Genomic DNA, 21,482 nt, shown 5'->3' on the forward strand with positions numbered 1-21,482 from the left:
ATGACGATTTGGGACGATCGGATACTCGAATACATCGAGGAAGAGGGCTCAGCGTCGCCAAAACAACTAGAGGACAGCGGTTATTTCGACGTGACCAAACCCCATCTCTCACGTCGCCTCCGAAAACTAGCTGACAAAGGGTTCCTTCAGGACTTGGGGAACGGCGTCTACATCATGTCTGAGCGAGGAGAGGCGTATCTGAATGAGGAACTCGACGCTTCGGAGTTGGAGGAAAACGGGGACGGCGATTCACCGGCGACGGCATAGGAGGACCTAATGCGAAAATCAGGCAACTGGATGGAACTCATCGACGACAGGATTCTCGAGGCACTGAACAGCGAGTCGTGGTCGACACCACACTTCCTCTCGTTCGACATCGAGATCGCGGCCTCGGAGGAGCAGATCTTCGAGCGGTGTGAGGTACTCCGTCGTGCTGGCTTCGTCGAGCGAGAGTTTGATGACCACTACGAGATCACGAAGTGGGGCGCGCTGTATCTCGATGGTCAGGTAAGTGCGAAAGTGCGGCGCCCCGAGCCGGCGCCGAGGCCGCCGGAGGCGGTTAGACCCGGGTGGTACGCCGGGTTCGGGTAGCTACCCTACTTACGCCCGAAGACTGCGGACGAGGTCGAGCTTCTCGAGAAGCTCCTCTCGGACCTTCTCGGGCGAAGCATCGTCGTCGAGGCCGAGCGCATCGACAACCTTCTCCCACTCGTCCTCGGTCAGATCGAGGGTGCGCTCTGCCACGTCTGTCGTGCTGACACTCTCAGTACTCCCGTCGCTGGTGCTCCCGAGACCCTCAGTGGAGCCGAGACCATCCTCTCCCGACTCGAACTCGGTCTCCTCGGTGAGATCGGAGCCCGAATCGGTCGCGGACTCAGAGGTCTCCGACGCCTCAGCCTCGAACTCAACCTGCTCGGTGTCCTGATCGTCCGTGGTGTCCGTCTCCGGAGTCTCGGTATCTTCTGTCTCCGGCTCCTCAGAGGGCGTCTCCGTAACCTCCTCGGGCTCAGCCTCGAAGGTGTCGAGATCTTCGAGATCGACGTCCTTGCCCTGATCTAAGAGCGCGAACTCGAGATGCCAGTCGTAGAGCCTCTGCTTCCAGTCAGCGAGCCCGACCATCCGCTCCGCAGGATCTCGCGAAGCGTGCTCGATGGCCTGGTCTCGGAGATCCTCTGTAACGACCTCCGCCTCGCTCTCCGTGAGATCCTCGGGGACCTCACCCTCAGGGACCAGGTCGATCAGGGTCTCTTCCTCATCCTCAGTCTCGAAGTCGTACATGTCCCGAACCAGCCGGGTGAACTCCTCCCGATACGCGGGCTCGAGGTAATCCTCGAGGTCACCGGAGGAGTACTCGGGGAGAGCAGCGGTCGCATCGGCACGGTCACCAGTAACGATCGCTTCCGAAAGGGAGGAGTCGGGCTTGTGGGTGACACGCTCGCGGCCCTCGTAGTCGTAGGGGTCATCGAGCCCCGACGTGATCGAGTGCTCGCAGTCCCTGTCGTAGGGGCGAGTCATCGCCGTAGAGAGGTCGTCGTACGCACCCGCCGCCCGGTAGTAGGGCTCGACCATCCGGCGAACCCAGTCCAGAGCAGCCCTGGAGACACGGTTGTAGGGGTCGATGTCAGACTTCTGAGCGTCCCACGGGAGAATCCTGGCGTCCCCCTCAGTCTCGAACTCGATGATAATACGGAGACGCCGGTGCTGACCGGAGAAGTTCCCCAGGTCAGACCCGAAGCCCGCCCGCTCGTCGGTAACACCAGTCAGAACGCGGCGGTGCTGACAATAGATGTCCGCACCGGAATCCTCCGCACTCGCCTCGCGCATCAGACCGACGGTGATGTTCAGGTTGACAGCCGCATCGAACTCCTTGGAGTTGAGGTCGATGTTCTCGTAGCGACGGACGAACAGATCGTCCATCGGGGTGAACGACCACTCGATGGGCTCGGGAGGCTCAACCTCGGTCGTGTCGGTGAGCTCATCGTTCTCGTCGTACTCCTGAACGATGATCGACACGGACTCCATGTCTTCCATCTTGTCGTCCCGCAGGAAGTGCTCGTAGGTCTTGCCCAACTCCTCAACCAGATTCTCCCGGTACTTCCCCCACGGCGTGTTCAGATCCGAAATACGGATCTCGGTCACGCCCTCCTCAATGTCCTCGTACGTGACTTTATCTACCGTCCAGTCACTCTCGTCTTCTAACCAATCCTGGTCAATGGTGAAACCAAACCCAGTGTCAGCATACATATGCCGACTCTTGATCGTCGCTTGGTTCCCGAGGTTCACGATGGCCTTCTTGGCCCCGACCCCGTAAGCACCGATAGAGCCGGAAATCTCACCCTTATTCGACTGCCCCAGGGCGAAAAGGATGTGAAGATCGTCTTCCTCAACACCACCGGTATCGTCTCGAATAACTATCTCGTCGTTATCTCTGGCACCCCCCTCATGGTACTCAATCTCAATGGTGGCCGGGTCCAGACCATCGAGATTACGGCGCCAGTTATCGAGGGCGTTGTCGATCAACTCTTTGAACGCCGAGACGGGCGTAACGTCGGACTTCACCGCCTGATACGCTTCCTTCGACGGCTTAAGGTCGTACTTATTCTCGCTCATCACATCCCCTAGTTGGATAGGTAGGTAAAAAAGTCTTTCTGAAGAATATTGATAGCCGCCATATGACGGCTCGCGCAAAGAATGTATACTATCGCGAAATAAGCGATCCCACTATTGAGCAAGATAGTTCATGCTGATCGGCAGAATAAGCACTACTTCTATTTCGCTTAGTGGGTGTCCGAGAGCAGATAGAACAGATCGATAAAGGCGGCTATTCGTCGTTTCCAAACCCACAGGATAGACCAAAATTGTAGCAAAGATAATGGTTCTGAGATTAATAAAAAGGTTTATTATCCTCCAAATCCAATAATCGGATATGAACGACTCTGAAACTGCGTTGGCTGTTCGGATGACGGAGAAGGCTCTGCATCGAGACGTGACAGGCAAGCGCCACATGCCTGTCGAGGGTATCGTTTGTGTTGTGGCAGTTCACAACCGAGGGCAGGCTAAGGAGGTCCTCGAAGAGATGGTGCGGAATCACACCGCTGGTTGGGCTCGGATGAAGCCCGAGACATATCACATCAGTGACGAAGATGCAGCGGTCGAGTTTCTGGAAGAGAATGGAGGGAATATTCCTTTCCGATATAATCACGATGTGAAATAGAGGGGTTAGAGAATAAGCTCTCTATATCAACTCTGTCGTGACAGGGAGGTGTATATACGGGAGCTCACCCACCAAGGTTGTTGTGTAGATACAACACCTATATGTAGCTGGCTGCGATAGATGCAGGTGATGATGGCAGAGAACGCTAACGAAGAGCAAGAGGACGTTCTTGTTGAGACGGACCACTATGCGGAGGAGTCGCCACTTGCGTACCTGTTTGGAGACACGGCCCGGGTGAAGATTATCAGCACGTTTGTTTCAGAGAGGGGGAGGGATATTAGTATCTCAGAGATTGCTCGCCTTTCGGGAGTTTCGCGAAGCACGGTGTACAACCACATTGATTCGCTTCAGAGGCTTGGCGTGATCAAGCATACGCGAGATGTCAGTGATGGGCATAGCTCGCTATATCAGTTGAACGAAGATAGCGAGATCGCAGACTTGTGCTACAAGCTTGACGGGATTACTCTTCAGAAACTGATTGAAGAGAATCACTTAGACTGAGAGGCAACCACTTCACTTACAACGGCCGGCGCATCTGGATAGTATAATGACTGAGGAGCCGGCCGTCCTCGACCTGATGGATTCTGAGTCCGCCTACGCCGAGGAGCTCGGAGCGGTCTATCAGGGCGATAGCCGAGAACGTCTGAAGGAGCTACCTGACGACTGTATCGATCTCGTAGTCACGTCTCCTCCTTTCGCGCTACAGCACAAGAAGGAGTACGGCAACGAGGATCAGGAGGGGTACAACGACTGGTTCATGGAGTTCGCGGAGGAGGTCTACCGCGTTCTCGCGCCCCACGGGAGCTTCGTCATCGAGATTGGCGGCGCCTTCCAGAAGGGCTGGCCCAAGCGCTCGACCTACCAGTTCAAACTGATCACGCGCCTCGTCGAGGAGGGCAACTTCGACCTCGCGCAGGACTTCTACTGGTACAACCCGGCGAAACTCCCGAACCCGATCGAGTGGGTGAACGTCCGGAAGATCCGCGTCACCGACGCCGTCACGCACATCTGGTGGCTCTCGAAGGACGCGAACAAGGACTCCGCCGTCGAGGAGGGCGAACAGCCCAGTCCCGAAGCGAACAATCAGCGCGTCCTCCAGGAGTACAGCGACAGTCAGAAAGACCTGATCGAGACCGGCGACTACAACGACGGGAAGCGGAGTTCCGGGTGGGACATTGACGCCGAGTCCTTCGCGAACGAGAACGAGGGCTCGATCCCGGACAACCTGATCGAGGGCTTCTCCGCCGGGAACGTGCTCGAAAAGCTCGACGAGATCTCCGCCGAGGAGTTCATCGGGATGGTCGCGGGCGAGGACCCAGAGGATCTATCTGCCGGCGACCTACTCCGGATTCTCGGTATGGGTGGACCGACCGCTGACAACCTCGTTGAGGCGTCGAACACCGCCAGTAACACCCACTACCTGAAGATGTGCCGCGAATTTGGCTTCGACGCCCACCCCGCGCGCTTCCCGCGTCAGATCCCGGAGTTCTTCATCGACTTCCTGACGCCGAACCCCCCCTACGACGACTGGGACCGAGGTGAGCTCGACCGGCCGGTCGTGCTCGACATCTTCGCCGGCAGCAACCTGACCGGGCAGATCGCCCAGCAGAAGGGCCGCTACTGGCTCGGCTTCGAGAAGGAGAAGAAGTACATCGAGACCTCGCGGTTCCGCTTCATGGCCGAGGAGGAGATCCGCCAGTCCCTCGACGATGAACAGAGCGACATCGGCGAGTTCGCCGAGATCGGCGACGACTAACTGAACTCGTCAAGCGACTCTTGCGAGTCGTCGCCGTCCTCGATCTGGTCGGCGTACTTTTCCAGCGCTTCTTCCTCGCGATCGGTCATCTCTTCGTCTTCGTCCTCGTCGACCAAGTCCTCACGGCCGAGCCGCTTCAGGTTCTTCACCCGGCGGGATTCTCCCCGGAGAGTCGTCAGGAGGTGATCCTCGTTCCCGTCGAACTCGTCCAGGTCGTCACCCCTGATGAACAGAATGGCGATGTTCTCGTGCTGCATCACACGGTTCGCGTACTGCTCTGCCTTCGAGGAGACGCCCCCTCTGGCGACCATCAGAATAGTGTTCGTCTGGAGGGTCCGTGAGAGGCCGACCTCGCGAGCGATATGTTTCGCCTCGAGCTGATCCTTCGTGTTCTTACACTGGATCTGGAAGCGGTTGAACGTCACACCAACGTCGTCCATGACCACGTCGACCTCCGATCCTGCTGTCTCTCGACCGCGAACCCGCCAGCCTGCGAAGTCGAGCCCGAGAAGCCGACCGATTTTCACAGTCAGCGTTTCGAGGGCAACACCGCGCTCGTAAGTTGAGTCGGCGTCCATCTGCTCTTGGATCTCGTCGAACGAGAGTCGGAGAACCGCCCTGGGGATGCCGGTACGCTCTGCCAAGTCTTCTAAGACGGGACGCAGAACCTCGGCGTCGAACTTCTCCGTCGTCGTGACGAGGTTCGGCTTCCCGGAGACGTGTTCCCACTCGATATACCCCGCTTCCTGTAGGGGGTTGAGTATCCGCTTACTGATGCCAGACTGCCGAATATCGACGCCGTAGGCCTCCTCCGCGATAGCCTTCGGAACCCTGTTCTTAATCGGACCGTCGGGGTCGATGAGCGCCAGAGCCCGAAGAAACGCCTGCTGTTCGTCCTCCAGTTCGTCCAGTTCGAGAATATCTTCCGAATCGACGCCGATCAGCTCCTCGATCCTACTACGGTCGATGTCGTAGTGGTGGGTTCCTGAATTCACCACACCGGCCTTCGACATCCACGCCCGCATCTGGGACCAGTGGTTAGAGGATTCGTTGATGTGGAAGTCGTACTGTTCTCGGAACTCCTCTTTCACGTTCTCGTTGACTGTTCGCCGGCCCTGAGCCTGAAGATCCTCGACGATCTCGATTCCCTTCAGCCCGTGCTCGTTCTGGAGGATATGCTTCGCGAACCGATCGTACATCGCCTCAAGATCGTCCCGAAGCTCGTAGAGCTCCTCACCGATCTCGGTGAATCGGAAGTCTTCGTCGACGATATCGTATCCCGCTGGCCCGAGCCCGAGTCGAACGTTCTTCGCGCGGTCGGGTGTCGAGAAGAACTGCTCCCGCATCTCTTGGTCGAACGCTTCGGGATCCCATTCGTGCTCTTTCGCTAGTTCGAGAACGGCCCGTAGCTCGTCTTCGCCGTCCTCGACTTCGATCTGGTTCGGAGAGAAAGCGTCTCCGAAAGGAAGGTCGGTATCCTTTCGGACCATTCGTTAGACCCAGAGCTGTTGGGTCTAAGTATAGTTCTTACGTATAGTCTAAACAGAAAATCGGATAGCGGAGAGGTTAGAGCCACTCTACCTTCCCACGCTCCCTCGCCTGCGCCTTCTCCGTCGCTTCGCCGCGGTAGTGGTTCAGGAACGTATCGAGATCGTTCCACCCGCCCCAACGCAGCGCCACAGTCTCGTCCACGTCGGCGTTCGCGAGCTGCCCCGCCCACGTCCGCCGCAGGTCGTGAAACGTCAGGTGCTCCCAGCGATCCTCGCCGGTTGCCGAGGCCAGCTCCTCGCGAGCGCCCTCGACCCAGTTCCGGACCGAGCGTGTCGATCGATCAACTAGGACCTCGTCGTCGTCGACGCCGCCGAAGCTCGCCGCGGCGTCCACAGTATCCGCCAGCGAGTCGGGAATCGGCGCCTCGCGGTACTTCTCGCCCTTTCCCTCCGGCACGACCAGCATCTGTCCGGCCTCCCCGCCGTCGACGACGTGCTCGGGCCGAACTTCGACGACCTCGTGAGACCGGAGCCCCACTTCGGCGCCGAGCCGGAACGCGACCTTCCGTAGCGGGTCGTCGGCGACGCCGAGTAGCTGCTCGACCTCGGACCGACTGAGCCACACCCGCCGACCGTCCTTGTCGTCGTACTCCTCGGTCATCATGGCTACCTTCCTCCTTGCCCGCTTCCCGGAAGGTTTCCTCGGTCGATCGCCGCCGATCGGGGGTGAATCGGCGCCGATTCAGGGGGTGATCGGGTCATCAGTTTCCGACTCTCCCCCGATTCTCGGAAGCGGCCGTCGACGGCGCCCGAGCGCACAGGGGGCACTCGTCGTCGGTGTTGATGTACTCGATCTCGTGGAGCGGGCAAAAGTCCATCAGTCCCATCCCTCGAAGTTCTCCGCCTCCCGAATCCGGAACTCGTCGGCCTCGGCATCGTAGCCAAGCTCGAGGCTGTCGCCTTTCTCCATGCCGAGGCGTTCGACCATCTGCTTGGGGAGTGAGACGGTGAAGGTACCGTCGTTGGTGCCGAGGGTCCGCTGACCGAGCGGGACCACGTCGGAGTCGCTACCAGTCTTCGCTTCAGCCGCCGTCCGGCTGGGCCGAGATTTCGTCGCCACGATTCTTCTTTGCGAGTAGATCGGTAAAATACCTACGCGAGTATCAACGTCTGTATCAGGTTCCCTCATCGCCGAATAGCTCGCTCCCCGACAGCCGACCGCATGGCAACAACGGTACACCGCAAGCACCAGGGCGAACAACGAACCTTCCTCGTCGTTCCAGCCACCGACGCGACCGGCCGGGAAGTCGGCAGCCACGTCTTCCAGGTCACCGACGACGGGCCGGAGTACGTCGGCGAGGGTGACGCCGTCGGCGACTGGGAGCCAGACGAGGAGCTGACGAACGACGACGCACCACAGTCGGCGCTCAACGCCGCCCGCGAGGCCGACGATGTCTGACGACGGCTACGCGGGCTCGCGGAAGGTCCTCGAACGTGGCGGGAGCCTCACCGTGGGCATCCCGAAGGCCATCGTCGACCGCTACGGGATCGAGAAGGGCGACGACGTGTTCTGGAGCGACCAGAAGGACGCCGACCGGCCAACGTTCATCCCGCCCGGGCAGGGTGGGCCGGAGGTGGCCTGATGCACACCCACGAGAGCGGCGACGTGCTCGCCCTTCAAGCCGAGACCGAAGTCGAGCACCAAGCGCTGGTCCGCCTGTGCAGCATCCTCTCGACGCCCGACCTCCGCTACCCCGCGCCGGAGTGGAAGCTCCCAGCGTGGGACGGACTCGACGAGACGAGCCACCGAGACGCACTCCTACTTCCGGACGGAGGTGCTCGGTGAGCTTCGAGATCGAGTTCGGGACGAAGGGCGGCGCCGACGCCGCCCGCGACGAACACGGGGAGTACGTCTGCCCCGTCGACGACGATCGCCGGCTCAAGACCGTCGCGTTCGTCGACGACACCCCCGACCACGTTCGCGATCAGCTCGAGGCCGGCGCCCAGACCGGCCGCGCCGAGCGTGAGGAAGGGGCTGGGCAGGCAGAACTCACCGACGGCGAGAAGAACCGCGTCGGCCCGTTCGTCGAGGAGAACAACTACCTGAAGGCTGCGTCAGTGAAAGCACTTCTCCGCGATAACGGGGTGAGCGACTGGGAAGCGTGGTACGGTCCGGAACTCACCGTCGACGAGCACCGGAACTCCGTGCTCCCAAAGGCCCAGCAGGCTGGCGGCGGCGACCGGATCGAGAACGAAGGCCCCGATCGCGACGCCGCGGCCCGCGCCGAGAAGGCCGCCGGCGAGCAGTGCGACCACGCTCGGGATCACTGCGAACACGGCGATCCTGAGGCCTGTGAGTTCCTCCGCGAGAGCTGTGGGATGGACGACGACGAAGTCTCCGCGCTGCTCTCGGACGAACCTCGTGCTGCCGAGGAGGAAATCTCCGGGGAAGCCTTGGGCGCCCTCGGCCGGGCGTGGCAGGGGTACAAGGCCGGCGTCAGCCGCCTCGATCAGGAACTCTCCGACGCCGTCGACGCGAAGGCCAACGCCGAGCAGGCCGCAGCGGCGATCAACGCGATCCGGGCTAACCACGGACAGGAACCGATGGAGTTCGAGCGCCTCGAAGAACTCAGCGACGAGCTCCAAGCGACTGGCCGTGACGCACACGACGCCAAGGGCCACGTTGAGGAGGCCGACGCATGAGCGAGTACGAGTGCCCGGTCGACTGGTGCGAACACACCGGCAACCTCGACTCGGTGAGGGGCCACATCAACGGGTCGACCGACCCCGATCACGACTGGTCGGAGTTGAAAGACCAGATCGAGGCCCAGAACGACCAGCCCGAAGGGGACCCATCGGGGGGAGACGAATCAGGGGACGGCGCTGTTTCCGACCCTTCCGACGACGACCAGCCAGCAGAGGGGAAAGAGACCAGCGACGAAGGGGGGTCTGAAGGCCCCTCTGAAGGGGGTACGATGGCAACCGACGCCGAGTACGAGAACCAGACCAACGACGACCAGCAAGAACCGACAGACGAGAAGGAGACGGGGACCAGCGACGAGGGGGGGTCAGAGGGGGGTTCGAACCCCTCTGCAGGGACTGGTGCAGCGGCAGCAGGGGGCGCGACCGCCCTCATCGCCGGCCAGTCGATGTGGGTCGTGGTCGGTATCGCTGCCCTCGCGCTGCTGGTCGTGCTGCTCGTCACCAGCGACGATGGAGAACCGACAGCAGAGAACGCGATGGGGACCAGCGACGAAGGGGGTAGCGAAGACCCCTCCGAGGGGGCCTCGGAGGGTGGTAGCGACGGCGAGACTGGAGGCCTGATCGACTGATGCCCGACGACCAACCCAAACCGGACGACGAGAGCGAGGTAGAGACCAGCCAAGAGGGGGCCTCCGAAGGGGGTGAAGAGGGTGGTAGCGACCAGCCCGACATCGCCCCCGACGAACAGGCCAGCATCCCCGAGGGGCTCGACGATATCGACCCCGAGGAAGCCGAGGAGGCAGCCGGCGTCGACGAGGAAGACGTCGAGGACGAACAGGCAGGTGCCGATAGCGACATCGCCGACCCCGGCGCTTCCGGTGGAGAGGCTACCGAAGCCAGCCCGCTGAAAGCCGGGAACCTCTACGTTTCGGTCGTCCAGTCGGTCACGAACGCGCAGATCGAGAAGTTCGGTGACGAGGACGCCGAAGAGCTGGGGGACGACCACTTCGAGCAGTACGACCTCGCCCACCACTTCAACGAGACGATGGACTACATGGGGGTGGGCTCGGACATGGAGCCCCACGAGGCTCTCCTGATGGCCACCGTGCTCTCGGTCGGCGACGGCCTGGTGAGCGAGACCGACGTGCTCGACAAGCAAGTGAGCCGCCTGATGGACAAAGCGATGAACGGCGACGGCGCCGAGAACGGAGGTGTCGCGGCGTGATGGGCGGCATGAAGCAGCGCATGATGAACCAACTGCTCGACTCCGGGATGACCGAGAACCTCACCTCGGTCCTCGCCCGCGCCGAGCACGAGCTCCTCACGACTGCCAAGCGCATGGAGGAAGCCCACGGCACCGAGACGCTGGGCGATCTCCCCACCGTCGAGGAGCGACAGGCCGCGCTGAAGCGGCTGATCGAGGCGCTCGTCACCGACTCGGTGGACGAGGTCTGGATCGAACAGGTCGCGCCGGCGCTGCTCGACGACCCCGAGAAGGCCGAGTCCTACCTCGCGATGGACGACGACGAGTGGGCCGACCAGATCGAGCGCTGGGCCGAGTTCTATCGCGAGAACGGCGCCGAGGGGAACGACCGCGTCCTCGCCGAGCACCACGTCAAGCGCACCTTCGGCGTCGATCTCGAGACCTTCGAAGATCGCGTGGTCAACTGGGAGCGCGGAGAGGAAGCCGAGCGCATCTTCGCCGGGAACTTCCGCGCCGTTCGGCGCTCGATGGAGGAAGTGACTGAGGAGGCCGAAGCGTGACCCGGCGCCTGCTCGCGGCGATGTCCGGGTGGGGGAAGTCCTGGTACGCGCAACTCCTCTTCGAGACTAACCTTCCCAAGTTCGATCTCGTCGCGATCTTCGACTACAAGGACGAGTACCGCGGACTGGTCAAGGCCGGGCTCGCGAACCACTACATCGTCGGTGAACGCGAGAAGGCGTGGTCCGTCGACGACTGGGAGACGTTCTTCGAGTCGAACCCGAAGGTTGTGCTCGCCCGGCACCGACTCAAACCCGAGGAGTGGCAGGAAGTAACCGCCAGCGCCGTCCAAGCCCTCCGGAACCTCGCCGGACCGTCCCGATCGGCGCTCGCCGGCGTCGACGAGGCCCACTTCGTCGCCCCGCAGTCCGGCAAGATCCCCGACGCGATCGAGGGGCTCGCGACGACCGGCCGCGGTGAGGGCGCGTCAAGCATGTGGATCACCCAGCGCCTCGCAAAACTCGACGAGACAGTCGGCTCGCAGTGCGACGAGCGGATCGTCGGCGGCTTCTCGGGCGATCGAGACCGCGGAAAAATCGATCCGGAGTACCCCGAGGACGTACACAACCCGCAGGCTCGGAGCATCGCCCGACTCCCGGAGGAACTCCGTGTCGACGGCGAGAACCTCCCACTCCGGCGCTTCGAGGAGAACGGCTCGACGATCGGCTCTGAGTGGGTCTACTCGAACAACAAGGGCGAGATGGAACGCCGCGACACTCGCGATCTGAGCATGGAGACCACCCACTACGGCCCCGAAGGCCACCCCATTCACGACCCGAACTAATGCCACGTACCCAAGCGACCCTCCAAGGAGCGGACTCTGAACGCTTCCAAGATACCCGCGAGCGCGTCTGTGAACTCCGTGGCGGCGCCGAACCCTCAAACGCCGAACTCATCCGTATGATGATGGATCAGTTCGATCCGGCCGACGCAGTTATGACACCGGATGGCGTTGGAGGTTCAAGTGAATCCTGTAGTAGTAGGTTGTGATGCAATCCCGTTCCGCAAATAGAGGGAATGGGGCGTAGTACAGATTTTATATCTTCTTAATAGCTTCTGAGAATGTATGGTCGCTAATATGGTGAGAGGTCTGTCGGCTTCTGTCAGACCTCATTTGATCTAAGTCGGTGAACGTCACACGTTGTCTCTTTCCGGACGCCTCAACAGTCGGGATGTAGAATGATCTCTCTTCGGCCTCAGAATATCCTGCTAAGAGATCCACATACTCTTCCTCGTAGTGATCGGCACTAGCTTGGATGTAATACCTGTTGCCTCCCTCGTTTTTCGCAGTCTTAACTTGGATTCTATACAGAGATCCATCTTTGTCAACGATTAGATCGTATTGGTGATCATGACCAAAAGGAAAAGAAACACCGTACCCTTGCGCCATCAGTTCTGAGGCAACAGCCAATTCTGATTTCTCACCTTGCCGTGAGCCTTCACCAGGAGTCATAGATCCATTACTTGATTGGGGCACAATAAATCCAGAGGACAAACCGAATCAACAGGGTCGGCCCGGAACTATACATAGCTCTACTGCTGAACCGCTGCACGCCACAGCACACCTGCAGCAGTCTTTCGTGGCCAGTTCAAGGGTTTCACCCTCCGAGTTAGGAGCGCATGGCAGAGATGGCTGATGCGTTCGAACAGGTGATCGAATTCGACATGTGGGAGCGAGTGCTGGCGATCCTCGCCGGCTTCTTCGCTCCGACTGTCCTGCAAAACCTCCTCGGTGGGGTCGTCCCCGATGCTACCGACCAGCGCGAGGTCTACGGGCTTGCCGTCGTCGCCGGCGGCCAGCTCGCGCCAAAGTACAGCACCGAACTAAGCCTCGGCGGTGGCGTCTACACCGCCGACGCGGCCGCTGAACGGTTCGGCGTCAAGGGCACCATCGTCAACGCGGGGGCCTAACGGATGTCTGAAACCCTCTCCAACCTCGGCACGCCGAAGGTCGATGCGACCGAGAAGACCAACGTCCCGGGGCAGATGACGAACATCCTCGAGTTCCAGCCCATCGACGGGATGGTGCTCACGCTGTCGAACCGCGGCGGCGGCATCCCCTTCCAGATGGACCTCCGGGACGCCAACGACGACCCCCTCCCGCTGGACACCGACCTCGAGATCGTCTACGACGCGCCGCACCTCCAGCGCCCCCAGACGGTCTCGGAGTCGCTCGCGAACATCGGGACGTACAACCGGCTGAGTATCGCCGAACAGCAGAACGAGGACTACGTCGAGCAGACCCGCATCTCGCTCAACGGGCGGGAGCTGGTCGTCCGGGACATCGACATCGCCGCCGTCGCGATCGAGTCCAGCGAGCAGATCGACTGGTCCAACTCGCGCATCTACGTCGACAAGGACAACGTCACCACCCGACAGGAGGCCTGAACATGGTTTCCGACCGCATCCTGAACGAGCTCCGGAACGCCGACACCTACAGCGACCAGTTCACGCGGGCGGACTTCGACCTCTCGGCGGGCGTTGCCGGGTCGAACGAACTCGTCGCCGAGACCCAGCTACTCCGCCCCCACGCGCTCGAGGATGGCGTCCCGATCGACGTGGCCATCATGGCCTACGAGGAGTTCACGGCCGACGCTACCGCGGGCAACAGCGAGACGCTGACCCTCTCACATGACCCAGTCGACTCCACCGCGACCCCCGATCCGGTCGTCGTCTACGAGAACGACTCCCGGCTTCCGATCGACTCGCGGGACTTCGAGAACGACACGGTCACCGTCACGCCCGCGAACGCCGACAGCACGCTCGGCGTGTTCTACGCTTCGGGCGAACAGGCGCAGGTGGCTGTTCAGAAGACCGCGCCTGGTTCGCAGGCACAGGAGACGCTCTACTCGGGCGATATCGGGCTGATCCATATGCGCGACACGGCGCGCGAGCCGATCACGCTCAACTTCAGCGGCTCGCCGCTCCAGCCGGTGATCCCGACCGACTGGCGCCTCCAGGTGTACGTCGACGCGCCGTACACGGCGAGGTTCGCGAAGGACGTGGGCGGCGACGGGACCGACGAGCAGGCCACCAACTCCCTGCTCGGGTTCGCGTACCGCGCCACGAAGGAGGACATCGAGGGGCTGAAAACGGCCGTCGCGCAGGACTCCGCGGGGCGATAGATGGCCGGGCTCATCGCCGAACAGGACGGCGGCGAGAGCGCATCCACCACAGGGGGTGACCAAGCGTTCTCGACCACCGACGCTGGGGGCGGCCCGTCCGGAGAGTCTCATCTCGACTCGTTCATCGCCAGCTCGGGCTGGTCCCGCGAGGATCTGATGCTCGTGCTGATGCTGCTCCAGACCACGCTGCTGATCGCGTGGTACGTGGAGGTGCGCGATGCCTGAGGTCGAGGACGCCGAGGTCACGGAGATGACCGACGACGAGCTCGAAGAGGCCGTCAAGGAGGCCGTCGACACGGACACCGAGACCGCCGACGAGGAGGTGATGGGCTTTGCCCCGCGTGATTCCTGAACCGGACCCCGACGACACGCCGTTCCTCAGCCCGTACACGGTCACCGTACCGCCGGGTAAGAAGGCGACCGTCGAGTTCACGCCCGAGGAGTCGAGTTCGGTGTTCCACCTCGCCGCAGTCGCGATCTCAAAGGAGGCCCAGACCACCTACGAACTCCGCGACGACGACACTCCAATGTACGGGCCGGCAGCGATCCCGCCCACCGACATCGACGACTCGTCGGTGACGTGGGTGCCCTGCCAGCGCTTCAGGAGCAGCCTCACAGTAATCATCAAGAACGTATCCGACGCCCAGCGGACCTACAGCATCCTGCCGATGGGCTACGAGACCACGGAGGGCACCTGATGGGACTCATCACTCGCGGGAAGATCGAGAAGCTTCGCGGCGTCGTCGATCGCGCCGGGGACTTCAGACCGGCCGCGAACGCAGACCTACAGGCCAAGATCCGGGACTTCCTTGGAAATCGGGATGGGCTGACGCAGTTCGTCTACTCGACGAGCGGAACCACCGCGGAGGCACTCGACTCCAAGAGCGTTCCCGGCGGTGTGGAGGTGCTGGTCGAGTACGATCAGGGCAACAGCGGCACAGTCTACGTCGGCGATTCTGACACGCAAGCGATCGCGCTCACCGCCGCTGGGCAGGGCCGCGGCTTCCGCGTCACCGACACCAGCGACATCTACGTCCGGACGCCGAACACCGGCGACGGTGTGATCGTATCGTTCGTCGGAGGTGGTGCCTGATGGTGAGCATCTACGGTGGCTCCGGCGGCGGCGGGTTCGACTACGTGCAGGACCCGCAACCCCAAGACCCGCAGGAGGGCGAGGAGTGGTACGACACCGGGAGCGACAGCGCGTTTGTCTACGACGGCAGCGCGTGGGTCGAGCAGACGATTACGGACCACTCGAAGCTGTCCGGGATCAGTTCGAGTGACCATCATTCCCGGTACACGGATGCCGAAGCGGCTGCTGCCGCCCCAGTCGCGGGGATTCGGGGCGGGTTCGACAGTACGAACGTGAGCGGAGACGGTGACACGGCGACCCTCTCAATCGGAAACGCAGTTCCGTGGCGTCTCTACATCTTCGTGAATTCCGGGGGGTCGTATAATGGTGAGACGAGAACAACCGCGACCCTCTACTATGAAAACGGGGGGTCAAACAGCTACTATGTGAATATCCTCGGCGGGCAAATGGGCTCCTCCTCAAACACGTACACAGCTCCAATGTGGGGGGAGTTCGAGCAGGGGAAGCGAATCGACCGAATCGAGTGCAGTTTCACACAGGACCCGAGCGACAGCGATGCGTACGGGTCTGTTGAGTTCCACTATCTCGAGTGGTTCTAACATGATCGAGACCTTCCCCGCCGATCGGGTTCCGGACGGCGCCGTGTTCGGCCCGCACCACGCCTATCTCGGGCTGCTGCTGGCGCTGCTGGCGGTCGCACTCGTGTGGGATGACGCGACGGGTGCGGAGCCGTGGGTGGGCGCTGCGGCGCTGCTGGCGGCGTCGTTTGCGTTCGCGACCATCTGGAAGTTCTACCCACAGACCGGCGCAGCCCTCGCACTCGCCGGCATCGTGATCGCGCTGGCGTCGACGCTGCTCCCGTTCTGGAGTAGCTACCCGTGGCTCGGCCCGCGGGGCGTGCTGCTGGTCGGCGCGATCGTCGCGCTCGACGACGTTGCCGAGCACGCCTTCGGCGTCCCCACGCCGCTGGACTGGCTCTGGACCCATCACCTCGTTCAACACATCCACTAACACCATGATCGACGACACCACCAACGACGACGCACAGGCAGAGAACCGACTCGCGGAGGGGAGCTAATGGCGCTGATCGACGCCGGCGGCAGCTCCGAACCCCTCGTCGACGCCGGCGGGGGGAGTAGCACAACCTCCGACAGCGACGACAGCGGCTCGAGCTCGGACAGCTACGAGTTCGATCAGGACGAGCACGAGCAGACGCTCGCACAGGGTGACCTCATCAACGACGCGCGAGCGAACGTCGCCGGGCACGACCAGGACATCGAGGTCGACGGTGCGGGAGAAGACGCGGACGGCGTGGAGGTGACCGACCAGAACGGCGGACTCAGCGACGGCGGGACGACCGTCATCGACCCGGACACGTCGGAGGACTCGACGGGTGACCGCGTCGGACTCGTCGGCGGCTCGGAGGACACCGACAACGACGGCGAGGAAGAGGAGACTACCACCGTGGTCCAAGAGGACGGGAGCAGCACAACGGTCACCAACGCTCCGGAGGACTCCGCGAACGACAGTCCGAACAACACGCCCGCAGGGAGTGACAACTCGGGCGACGCCGAGGGGATCGGCCGGGCCGGGAAGGCCGGCGCGGCCCTCCTGATCGGTGCGCTGGTCATGGGGGGACGCTAATGGGTTCGCTCCCGACGACGAAGGGCGGGAACGTCGTGCTGAAGGAGCTGGCCCTCCCCGACAGCGTCGAGCCCGGGGAGATGGCCGAGGCTCAGATCCGCGTGAAGAACCGCGCGATCGTGATAAACCCGCTCGACGGAGATCGCTGCAACAACCCAGTGGCGGGCTACAAGATGCGCGCCGGTCTCACACTTCCCTCGGGCGAAACCGTCTACACGAACGAGAAGTGCGTCGCCGGCGACTTCTCGAACCACACCTGGGCGAAGACGTTCGAGGTACCGGACGACGGCGGCGACTACACGGTTGAGGCATGGGTCGAGATGACCGGCTCAGGAAAGACGACCGACACGCTGGAACAGAGCCTGAGCATCACCTCGACGCCGCCCGAAACGCCGGACGACGGAGGAAGTGACGACAACGACGGTGGCAACGGGCTACCGTGGTTGCCGTCGGGCGGATCGACGCCCGACCCGTCGGACCCGCTGAACATCGGCGGGCAGATGGACAAGCTGCTACTCGTGGTCGGCCTGATCGCGGTGGCGTGGGCCGCGGACTCGGGGGCGGAGGTGATCTCGTGATTGAGGCCATCCTTCAGTACGTGATCGCGCTCTCGTCGGCGCTGACGGCCACAGGAGTCGCGTACATCGCCCGAGAGGCTCATGAGGCCCGCCAGACGATCTACGACAACGAGGAGCGGAGCCAAGTCAACCGACGAGTGCTCCGCCGCGAGGGAATCTACCGACCGCCGAAAGTGCCGAACGGGGGGAGAGATGAGTGAGCTCGCGGCGGTCGGCGAGGCGCTGGCAGCGTCGACGCCGTACATGGTGATGTTCGCGATCGGCGTCGTGACGGGCTCGCTCGTGCCGGCCTACTACGCCCAAGAGCGCCTCCGAGGCTTCGGTCGGGCGATGATGGGCCGGCTGCCCTACCAGCCGCCGCCCGGCCTTGATCGAGAGCAGGCCATGCGCGCGGCCGTCGAGGCGGCCGACGCCGACGACGTGAAAGAAGAGTAGTGGCTCAGTTGTAGCCTTCAGCAGCTACCAAATTTTACTGCGTATCAGTAAGTACAGGGGGGTATACGTAACGTTCCTTATCACTCCGCTGATTTAGAAGGCTGATTTTGAGTGTCGATTGTCACTGGATGTGTGTCTCCTCCCATGAATCTGTATCCAAGCGCGATGAGGAGCCCAGAGACTGCGGCAACCGGGATAAAAGACGGTACTGCGGACGGATCGAAGGGAACCACCGGGGCATTGCCGAACCCGTGGACGAAACCCGCATACCACACGTTCTGCGTCAGATAGTAGATGATACCATAGGTGATTCCCGGAATCAGGTTCGCCAGGATAATCCATGGAATCGCCGTCGGAGAGGCCCCCTCCAGTAGTAGCCCGACGGGAATATGTGCGACGCCGAATAAGACGGCTCCACCGAGGATTCCGATTGCGACGGATAACCTATGCGAGCGAGAACTCGCAAGACCAGTACACTTGTTCTGCACGTATCCCCGAAAGACGAACTCCTCGGTGAGCCCGTTCGAGACGGTGAGTGTGAGCAGAAACCAGATCGGCACCCAGTACCACGGCATATCGAAGGCAAATCCCAGTTGTGCGGTCGCTCCCGTGACGACAAGATACCCCACTCCGATGATGCTCATCCATCCCCAGAGGACGCAGAACGCGATGACGGCAGGGAAAAATGTCGATCTACTGAGGCCGACAGCAGACGCTGAAACGCCCTCGTACCGGAGTACGCCCCACGTGCCAACAACGAGAACCAGCATAAACGGCAGGCTTAGCAGGGCCGACAGATGATTCGGATATTCCGACGGTTCAGGACCCAGAGTCGCCGTGTGAGCGGTTGCCGAGGCAACCGCGACAATGCTCACGAATGCAACGACGGCAACGAGCGGGACCAAACTGAGGATGAAACGGAGGTGGCGCGATGACGACCTCATGCATCTCTGGTCTTGACAGTATGGTATCAAAAACATTCGGAGAGGGGATGAAGAGCGGTTGGCTTCTACGACCACCGGCGGGGACCTGCTGGTCACTTCGGAACCCACTACTGGCTTGATACATTCGCACACCTATCGAACGGCTGTTTCACCGCAATTGTGTCCAAAATAGGTTTCAATAGAGTCGATAGCCACCTACACCCAGACTTCGCCTTTGTCCGGGTGATCGGCGGCTGCGAGGTGGTGCTGGTGTTCTTCGATCGTTTCCTCCGTGTTGCCGCACGCGAGGCATTTCATCGTCGTTCGTCCCATCACCGTACCTCCAGCATGGGGCGGTTGATCGGGTCGCCACAGCGCCGGACGTAGCCTCGATCTCGGAGCGGCTTCAGCGCGCGCCGGGAGACGCTGCTCTTCGGGATGTTCGTCTGGGCGGCGATCAGACTCTTCGCTTCGTCGACCGGGAGCGGCGCGTCCCCAGCAGCCCGTTGGAGCACGCTGTAGGCCGATGCAAGCGTTTCGTCGTCACCCGGCGGAGTGAGACCCCCGTCGGCGGCCGGATGCTTGGCCTGCTGTCGCATGTAGGCCCGCAGGTCCTCGCTGCGGTTCGTGTCGTCGTCGAGCGACTCCTCGTACGCCTCGACTACGTTCTCGGGCACGCGGACCGTGACGCGCTTGGTGTCGGTCTCGTCGGACTCCATCCGTCCCATCAGGCCACCTCCGTATGACGCGGTGCGGTTTCGCATGACGCGCCGAAATCACCAGATGGGGTGAGGTTCCGGGGGTTGCAGTGCAGTATGTATGACACCCCTCCCCCTGTCTCTGCGAGACTCACGCGGGCGCCCGCGATTGCCGCGTGCGTGCGAGGCCGCCGGCGCTGGCGTCGGTGACCGGGGCGGCCGCGAGGGACCGCGTTCATCGGCGGCCCCCCGTGGCGTCGGTGCGCTGCGCTTGATCGACGAAGCCACCGTCGGCGACGGCTCGCTCATCGGTGCTGTGGGCGTCGAGGTCGACGCGAGGGATCATGACGGAATCGCCCTCGACATCCTCGACGCCGGCGAATGCGGCTTTCCTGACCGTGCAAAGATGGGCACACGGCCCGTCGTTGTACTCCCACCCCTCGCAGTCGCAGGTGCCGACGTGCTCGCCGTGCTCGCGAGCGACGGCGACGAGGTGAGCGTCGCCGTCCGGCAGCGTCACTCGGTAACCGTACCGGCCCGTGCTCTCGATGAGGGCGGCCTCCGGATCGGCGCGCGCCCAGCTCGTCTGGTCGCTCCCGGCGATCTCGTCGAAGTCGAGCCGCTCGCCGGGAGCGGGATGGTCCGTCGACGGCGGAACGCGGTCGGCGCTCAACGCTGCTCACCTCCGTTGCACTCCGGGCAGACACGGCGAGTGATAGCGCTTCCTCGTCGGCGCTGAGGTTCGAGACGTGTTCCGCAGTCCGGACAGAACCTCATGGCGAACACCTCGCGTCGTCCTGCGCGGGACACTTCTGATCGGTGTCGAGGATGTAGCCGCCGCAGTAGTCGCAGATCGGCGGTGAGTTGAACGCCAGTCCGCTCTCGACGCTCATGCGGAACACCCCGCAGAACGGCCGCTACCTATCAGAGAACCCTGCAAAGAGTATAAGGGGGTAGTGGGCCGGCGCGAATTCGAATCGCGGTTACGGCCACCCGAAGGCCGAAGGATACCAAGCTACCCCACCGGCCCGCAGGCGAAACGAGGCACCCGGCGAGGTTAAGAGTTGCCATCTTTCAGCGCCGTCGACCGAAACCCGAAGCCCGGAAGCCCCACTCGACGGCGCCCGGCGCGTCGATCAGGCGTAGTCGAAGCCGGAGTCGTCGTCGAGTCGCTCCACATCGTCGTCGTCCGTCTCGGTCGTCGTCGCCGAGGATCCGCCTTCGAGCTGCTGGTAGGCGTCGATCAGGACGGCGAGGGAGAAGATGCTCACGAACCCGGAGACCACGTAGGTGAGCAGCGTCCCGGCGACCGGGCTGAACACCGTCAGGATCCCCGTCGGGATGCTCGCCAGCAGGCTGATGACGAAGATCACGATCCCGAGGCCGAACAGCGGGAAGCGGTTCCCCTTCGCGAGCGACCAACTGGAGGAGAGCGCCTCGAACGGCCCTTCGCCCTCGACGGCGACGTACACCTGCGTGAAGATCAGGCTGACCAGCAGGAACAGCCCCGGGATGAACAGCGCGACGAAGCCGATCGCGACCGCGATCCCCTGCACGATCAGCGCGACAACGAGGAACACCCAGGTCTTCAGCATGTCGTCGGTGACGCCGCCGGGGATCGAGCCGAGGTCGGTGGCGTCGTGGTTCAGCGCCCGCAGGGCGACGATCGTGAACGCGACGTTGAGGATCGCGCCGAGCGTCGCCAGCGCGGCGCCGCCGGCCGCCCCGATCGGGAGCGACAGCGTGGTCGTCGCCGTTCCCGAGGTGCCGGCCGGCGGCGCGACCGAGGTCACCGCCGAGTTCGTGCCGAGGACGGTGAGCAACTGGAGCAGGACGTAGATCACGCCGAGTTGGATCCCGCCTGTCGTCGTTAGCTTCTCCGCGCCGCTTGAGAGGGCATCACCGATGTTCAGGGACATGTCTGCCCCTCGCGAGAGTTAATTAAAAATATTTTTGATAGCGGATTTCTACCACCGGCGGGGTCGATCGACGCAGTTCCCGGAGCGAGGGGGTGGGCCGGAGCACGGAGTTACTTATGTAGGCGCACATTATCCTCCCGTA

The 21,482-nt window shown here is 62.4% G+C and carries 35 protein-coding genes and 1 tRNA gene; 26 read left to right on the top strand and 10 right to left on the bottom strand.

Annotation, left to right across the window (positions count from 1 at the left end; translation table 11 throughout):
* Entirely contained in the window at positions 1-267 is a 267-nt protein-coding gene (locus ACYQZ5_RS01435) for an ArsR family transcriptional regulator (protein ID WP_379730514.1), read from the top strand.
* Positions 268-297: 30 nt separating this feature from the next.
* Positions 298-591, top strand: a complete 294-nt coding sequence (locus tag ACYQZ5_RS01440; RefSeq protein ID WP_379818901.1) for a repressor phrH2 — start codon at positions 298-300, stop codon at positions 589-591.
* 9 nt (positions 592-600) lie between these two features.
* Here the strand turns inward: ACYQZ5_RS01440 and ACYQZ5_RS01445 are convergent, their stop codons facing one another.
* Positions 601-2,610, bottom strand: a complete 2,010-nt coding sequence (locus ACYQZ5_RS01445; protein ID WP_379730512.1) for an ATP-binding protein — start codon at positions 2,608-2,610, stop codon at positions 601-603.
* Between the two features lie 316 nt (positions 2,611-2,926).
* Between ACYQZ5_RS01445 and ACYQZ5_RS01450 the strand changes: the two genes are divergently transcribed.
* The 3 genes from ACYQZ5_RS01450 to ACYQZ5_RS01460 all read left to right on the top strand — a co-directional run bounded on the left by ACYQZ5_RS01450 (position 2,927) and on the right by ACYQZ5_RS01460 (position 4,970).
* On the top strand, positions 2,927-3,214 hold the full coding sequence (locus ACYQZ5_RS01450; protein WP_379730511.1) for a hypothetical protein: 288 nt from the start codon (positions 2,927-2,929) through the stop codon (positions 3,212-3,214).
* 129 nt (positions 3,215-3,343) lie between these two features.
* Positions 3,344-3,715 (top strand): winged helix-turn-helix domain-containing protein, encoded by a 372-nt coding sequence (locus tag ACYQZ5_RS01455; protein WP_379730521.1) that lies wholly within the window; start codon positions 3,344-3,346, stop codon positions 3,713-3,715.
* Between the two features lie 46 nt (positions 3,716-3,761).
* Positions 3,762-4,970: a DNA-methyltransferase gene (locus ACYQZ5_RS01460; protein WP_379730510.1), complete on the top strand. Its 1,209-nt coding sequence runs from the start codon at positions 3,762-3,764 to the stop codon at positions 4,968-4,970.
* Here ACYQZ5_RS01460 and ACYQZ5_RS01465 read toward each other — a convergent pair.
* The 3 genes from ACYQZ5_RS01465 to ACYQZ5_RS01475 form a co-directional block, all read right to left on the bottom strand.
* A complete protein-coding gene (locus ACYQZ5_RS01465; RefSeq protein ID WP_379730509.1) occupies positions 4,967-6,460 on the bottom strand; it encodes a restriction endonuclease in 1,494 nt (497 codons plus the stop codon). The genes ACYQZ5_RS01460 and ACYQZ5_RS01465 overlap by 4 nt on opposite strands.
* A 76-nt stretch (positions 6,461-6,536) precedes the next feature.
* On the bottom strand, positions 6,537-7,124 hold the full coding sequence (locus ACYQZ5_RS01470) for a tyrosine-type recombinase/integrase (protein ID WP_459844893.1): 588 nt from the start codon (positions 7,122-7,124) through the stop codon (positions 6,537-6,539).
* Positions 7,125-7,337: 213 nt separating this feature from the next.
* Positions 7,338-7,580, bottom strand: coding sequence for an AbrB/MazE/SpoVT family DNA-binding domain-containing protein (locus tag ACYQZ5_RS01475; RefSeq protein ID WP_379730507.1), 243 nt, complete (start codon positions 7,578-7,580; stop codon positions 7,338-7,340).
* A 102-nt stretch (positions 7,581-7,682) separates the two neighbouring features.
* Between ACYQZ5_RS01475 and ACYQZ5_RS01480 the strand changes: the two genes are divergently transcribed.
* From ACYQZ5_RS01480 to ACYQZ5_RS01515, 8 genes are read left to right on the top strand one after another with little or no spacing between them, the layout of a single operon-like run.
* The gene (locus ACYQZ5_RS01480; RefSeq protein ID WP_379730506.1) at positions 7,683-7,919 is read left to right on the top strand and encodes a hypothetical protein; all 237 of its coding nucleotides are present in this window, start codon (positions 7,683-7,685) and stop codon (positions 7,917-7,919) included.
* A complete protein-coding gene (locus tag ACYQZ5_RS01485) occupies positions 7,912-8,103 on the top strand; it encodes an AbrB/MazE/SpoVT family DNA-binding domain-containing protein (protein WP_379730505.1) in 192 nt (63 codons plus the stop codon). Before ACYQZ5_RS01480 ends, ACYQZ5_RS01485 begins: the two co-directional genes overlap by 8 nt.
* Positions 8,103-8,306, top strand: a complete 204-nt coding sequence (locus tag ACYQZ5_RS01490) for a hypothetical protein (RefSeq protein ID WP_379730504.1) — start codon at positions 8,103-8,105, stop codon at positions 8,304-8,306. The genes ACYQZ5_RS01485 and ACYQZ5_RS01490 overlap by 1 nt, the downstream gene beginning before the upstream one ends.
* Positions 8,303-9,163: a hypothetical protein gene (locus ACYQZ5_RS01495; RefSeq protein ID WP_379730503.1), complete on the top strand. Its 861-nt coding sequence runs from the start codon at positions 8,303-8,305 to the stop codon at positions 9,161-9,163. Before ACYQZ5_RS01490 ends, ACYQZ5_RS01495 begins: the two co-directional genes overlap by 4 nt.
* The gene (locus ACYQZ5_RS01500; protein WP_379730502.1) at positions 9,160-9,792 is read left to right on the top strand and encodes a hypothetical protein; all 633 of its coding nucleotides are present in this window, start codon (positions 9,160-9,162) and stop codon (positions 9,790-9,792) included. Before ACYQZ5_RS01495 ends, ACYQZ5_RS01500 begins: the two co-directional genes overlap by 4 nt.
* On the top strand, positions 9,792-10,388 hold the full coding sequence (locus ACYQZ5_RS01505; RefSeq protein ID WP_379730501.1) for a hypothetical protein: 597 nt from the start codon (positions 9,792-9,794) through the stop codon (positions 10,386-10,388). The genes ACYQZ5_RS01500 and ACYQZ5_RS01505 overlap by 1 nt, the downstream gene beginning before the upstream one ends.
* On the top strand, positions 10,388-10,927 hold the full coding sequence (locus ACYQZ5_RS01510; RefSeq protein ID WP_379730500.1) for a hypothetical protein: 540 nt from the start codon (positions 10,388-10,390) through the stop codon (positions 10,925-10,927). Before ACYQZ5_RS01505 ends, ACYQZ5_RS01510 begins: the two co-directional genes overlap by 1 nt.
* Complete coding sequence (locus ACYQZ5_RS01515) at positions 10,924-11,709, top strand: ATP-binding protein (protein WP_379730499.1); 786 nt, start codon at positions 10,924-10,926, stop codon at positions 11,707-11,709. Before ACYQZ5_RS01510 ends, ACYQZ5_RS01515 begins: the two co-directional genes overlap by 4 nt.
* Before the next feature lie 252 nt (positions 11,710-11,961).
* On the opposite strand, the gene ACYQZ5_RS01520 is transcribed toward ACYQZ5_RS01515, so the two are convergent.
* Positions 11,962-12,378, bottom strand: coding sequence for a group I intron-associated PD-(D/E)XK endonuclease (locus ACYQZ5_RS01520; RefSeq protein WP_379730498.1), 417 nt, complete (start codon positions 12,376-12,378; stop codon positions 11,962-11,964).
* A 167-nt stretch (positions 12,379-12,545) separates the two neighbouring features.
* Between ACYQZ5_RS01520 and ACYQZ5_RS01525 the strand changes: the two genes are divergently transcribed.
* From ACYQZ5_RS01525 to ACYQZ5_RS01585, 13 genes are all read left to right on the top strand, one after another.
* Complete coding sequence (locus ACYQZ5_RS01525; protein WP_379730497.1) at positions 12,546-12,836, top strand: hypothetical protein; 291 nt, start codon at positions 12,546-12,548, stop codon at positions 12,834-12,836.
* A 3-nt stretch (positions 12,837-12,839) separates the two neighbouring features.
* Complete coding sequence (locus ACYQZ5_RS01530; RefSeq protein ID WP_379730496.1) at positions 12,840-13,313, top strand: hypothetical protein; 474 nt, start codon at positions 12,840-12,842, stop codon at positions 13,311-13,313.
* Positions 13,314-13,315: 2 nt separating this feature from the next.
* On the top strand, positions 13,316-14,050 hold the full coding sequence (locus tag ACYQZ5_RS01535; RefSeq protein ID WP_379730495.1) for a hypothetical protein: 735 nt from the start codon (positions 13,316-13,318) through the stop codon (positions 14,048-14,050).
* On the top strand, positions 14,051-14,275 hold the full coding sequence (locus tag ACYQZ5_RS01540) for a hypothetical protein (RefSeq protein ID WP_379730494.1): 225 nt from the start codon (positions 14,051-14,053) through the stop codon (positions 14,273-14,275).
* On the top strand, positions 14,268-14,402 hold the full coding sequence (locus tag ACYQZ5_RS01545) for a hypothetical protein (RefSeq protein ID WP_379730493.1): 135 nt from the start codon (positions 14,268-14,270) through the stop codon (positions 14,400-14,402). The genes ACYQZ5_RS01540 and ACYQZ5_RS01545 overlap by 8 nt, the downstream gene beginning before the upstream one ends.
* The gene (locus tag ACYQZ5_RS01550; RefSeq protein ID WP_379730492.1) at positions 14,392-14,748 is read left to right on the top strand and encodes a hypothetical protein; all 357 of its coding nucleotides are present in this window, start codon (positions 14,392-14,394) and stop codon (positions 14,746-14,748) included. Before ACYQZ5_RS01545 ends, ACYQZ5_RS01550 begins: the two co-directional genes overlap by 11 nt.
* Positions 14,748-15,143 (top strand): hypothetical protein, encoded by a 396-nt coding sequence (locus ACYQZ5_RS01555; RefSeq protein ID WP_379730491.1) that lies wholly within the window; start codon positions 14,748-14,750, stop codon positions 15,141-15,143. The genes ACYQZ5_RS01550 and ACYQZ5_RS01555 overlap by 1 nt, the downstream gene beginning before the upstream one ends.
* Positions 15,143-15,742, top strand: a complete 600-nt coding sequence (locus tag ACYQZ5_RS01560; protein WP_379730490.1) for a hypothetical protein — start codon at positions 15,143-15,145, stop codon at positions 15,740-15,742. Before ACYQZ5_RS01555 ends, ACYQZ5_RS01560 begins: the two co-directional genes overlap by 1 nt.
* Before the next feature lies 1 nt (position 15,743).
* Positions 15,744-16,154: a hypothetical protein gene (locus tag ACYQZ5_RS01565; protein ID WP_379730489.1), complete on the top strand. Its 411-nt coding sequence runs from the start codon at positions 15,744-15,746 to the stop codon at positions 16,152-16,154.
* A 66-nt stretch (positions 16,155-16,220) separates the two neighbouring features.
* The gene (locus tag ACYQZ5_RS01570; RefSeq protein WP_379730488.1) at positions 16,221-16,787 is read left to right on the top strand and encodes a hypothetical protein; all 567 of its coding nucleotides are present in this window, start codon (positions 16,221-16,223) and stop codon (positions 16,785-16,787) included.
* Entirely contained in the window at positions 16,787-17,365 is a 579-nt protein-coding gene (locus tag ACYQZ5_RS01575) for a hypothetical protein (RefSeq protein WP_379730487.1), read from the top strand. The genes ACYQZ5_RS01570 and ACYQZ5_RS01575 overlap by 1 nt, the downstream gene beginning before the upstream one ends.
* On the top strand, positions 17,362-17,565 hold the full coding sequence (locus ACYQZ5_RS01580; RefSeq protein WP_379730486.1) for a hypothetical protein: 204 nt from the start codon (positions 17,362-17,364) through the stop codon (positions 17,563-17,565). Before ACYQZ5_RS01575 ends, ACYQZ5_RS01580 begins: the two co-directional genes overlap by 4 nt.
* Positions 17,558-17,800, top strand: a complete 243-nt coding sequence (locus ACYQZ5_RS01585; protein WP_379730485.1) for a hypothetical protein — start codon at positions 17,558-17,560, stop codon at positions 17,798-17,800. Before ACYQZ5_RS01580 ends, ACYQZ5_RS01585 begins: the two co-directional genes overlap by 8 nt.
* An 80-nt stretch (positions 17,801-17,880) precedes the next feature.
* On the opposite strand, the gene ACYQZ5_RS01590 is transcribed toward ACYQZ5_RS01585, so the two are convergent.
* From ACYQZ5_RS01590 to ACYQZ5_RS01610, 5 genes are all read right to left on the bottom strand, one after another.
* Positions 17,881-18,444 carry a CPBP family intramembrane glutamic endopeptidase gene (locus ACYQZ5_RS01590; protein WP_379818904.1) on the bottom strand — a complete coding sequence of 188 codons (564 nt, stop codon included), beginning with the start codon at positions 18,442-18,444 and terminating at the stop codon, positions 17,881-17,883.
* Positions 18,445-19,055: 611 nt separating this feature from the next.
* A complete protein-coding gene (locus tag ACYQZ5_RS01595; protein ID WP_379730483.1) occupies positions 19,056-19,451 on the bottom strand; it encodes a hypothetical protein in 396 nt (131 codons plus the stop codon).
* Positions 19,452-19,656: 205 nt separating this feature from the next.
* Positions 19,657-20,094 carry a hypothetical protein gene (locus tag ACYQZ5_RS01600; protein WP_379730482.1) on the bottom strand — a complete coding sequence of 146 codons (438 nt, stop codon included), beginning with the start codon at positions 20,092-20,094 and terminating at the stop codon, positions 19,657-19,659.
* Between the two features lie 284 nt (positions 20,095-20,378).
* Positions 20,379-20,451: transfer RNA gene (locus ACYQZ5_RS01605), tRNA-Pro, on the bottom strand.
* Positions 20,452-20,557: 106 nt separating this feature from the next.
* Entirely contained in the window at positions 20,558-21,340 is a 783-nt protein-coding gene (locus ACYQZ5_RS01610; RefSeq protein ID WP_379730481.1) for a DUF7847 domain-containing protein, read from the bottom strand.
* Positions 21,341-21,482: the final 142 nt, after the last annotated feature.

The organism is Halolamina salina (genome assembly GCF_054653455.1).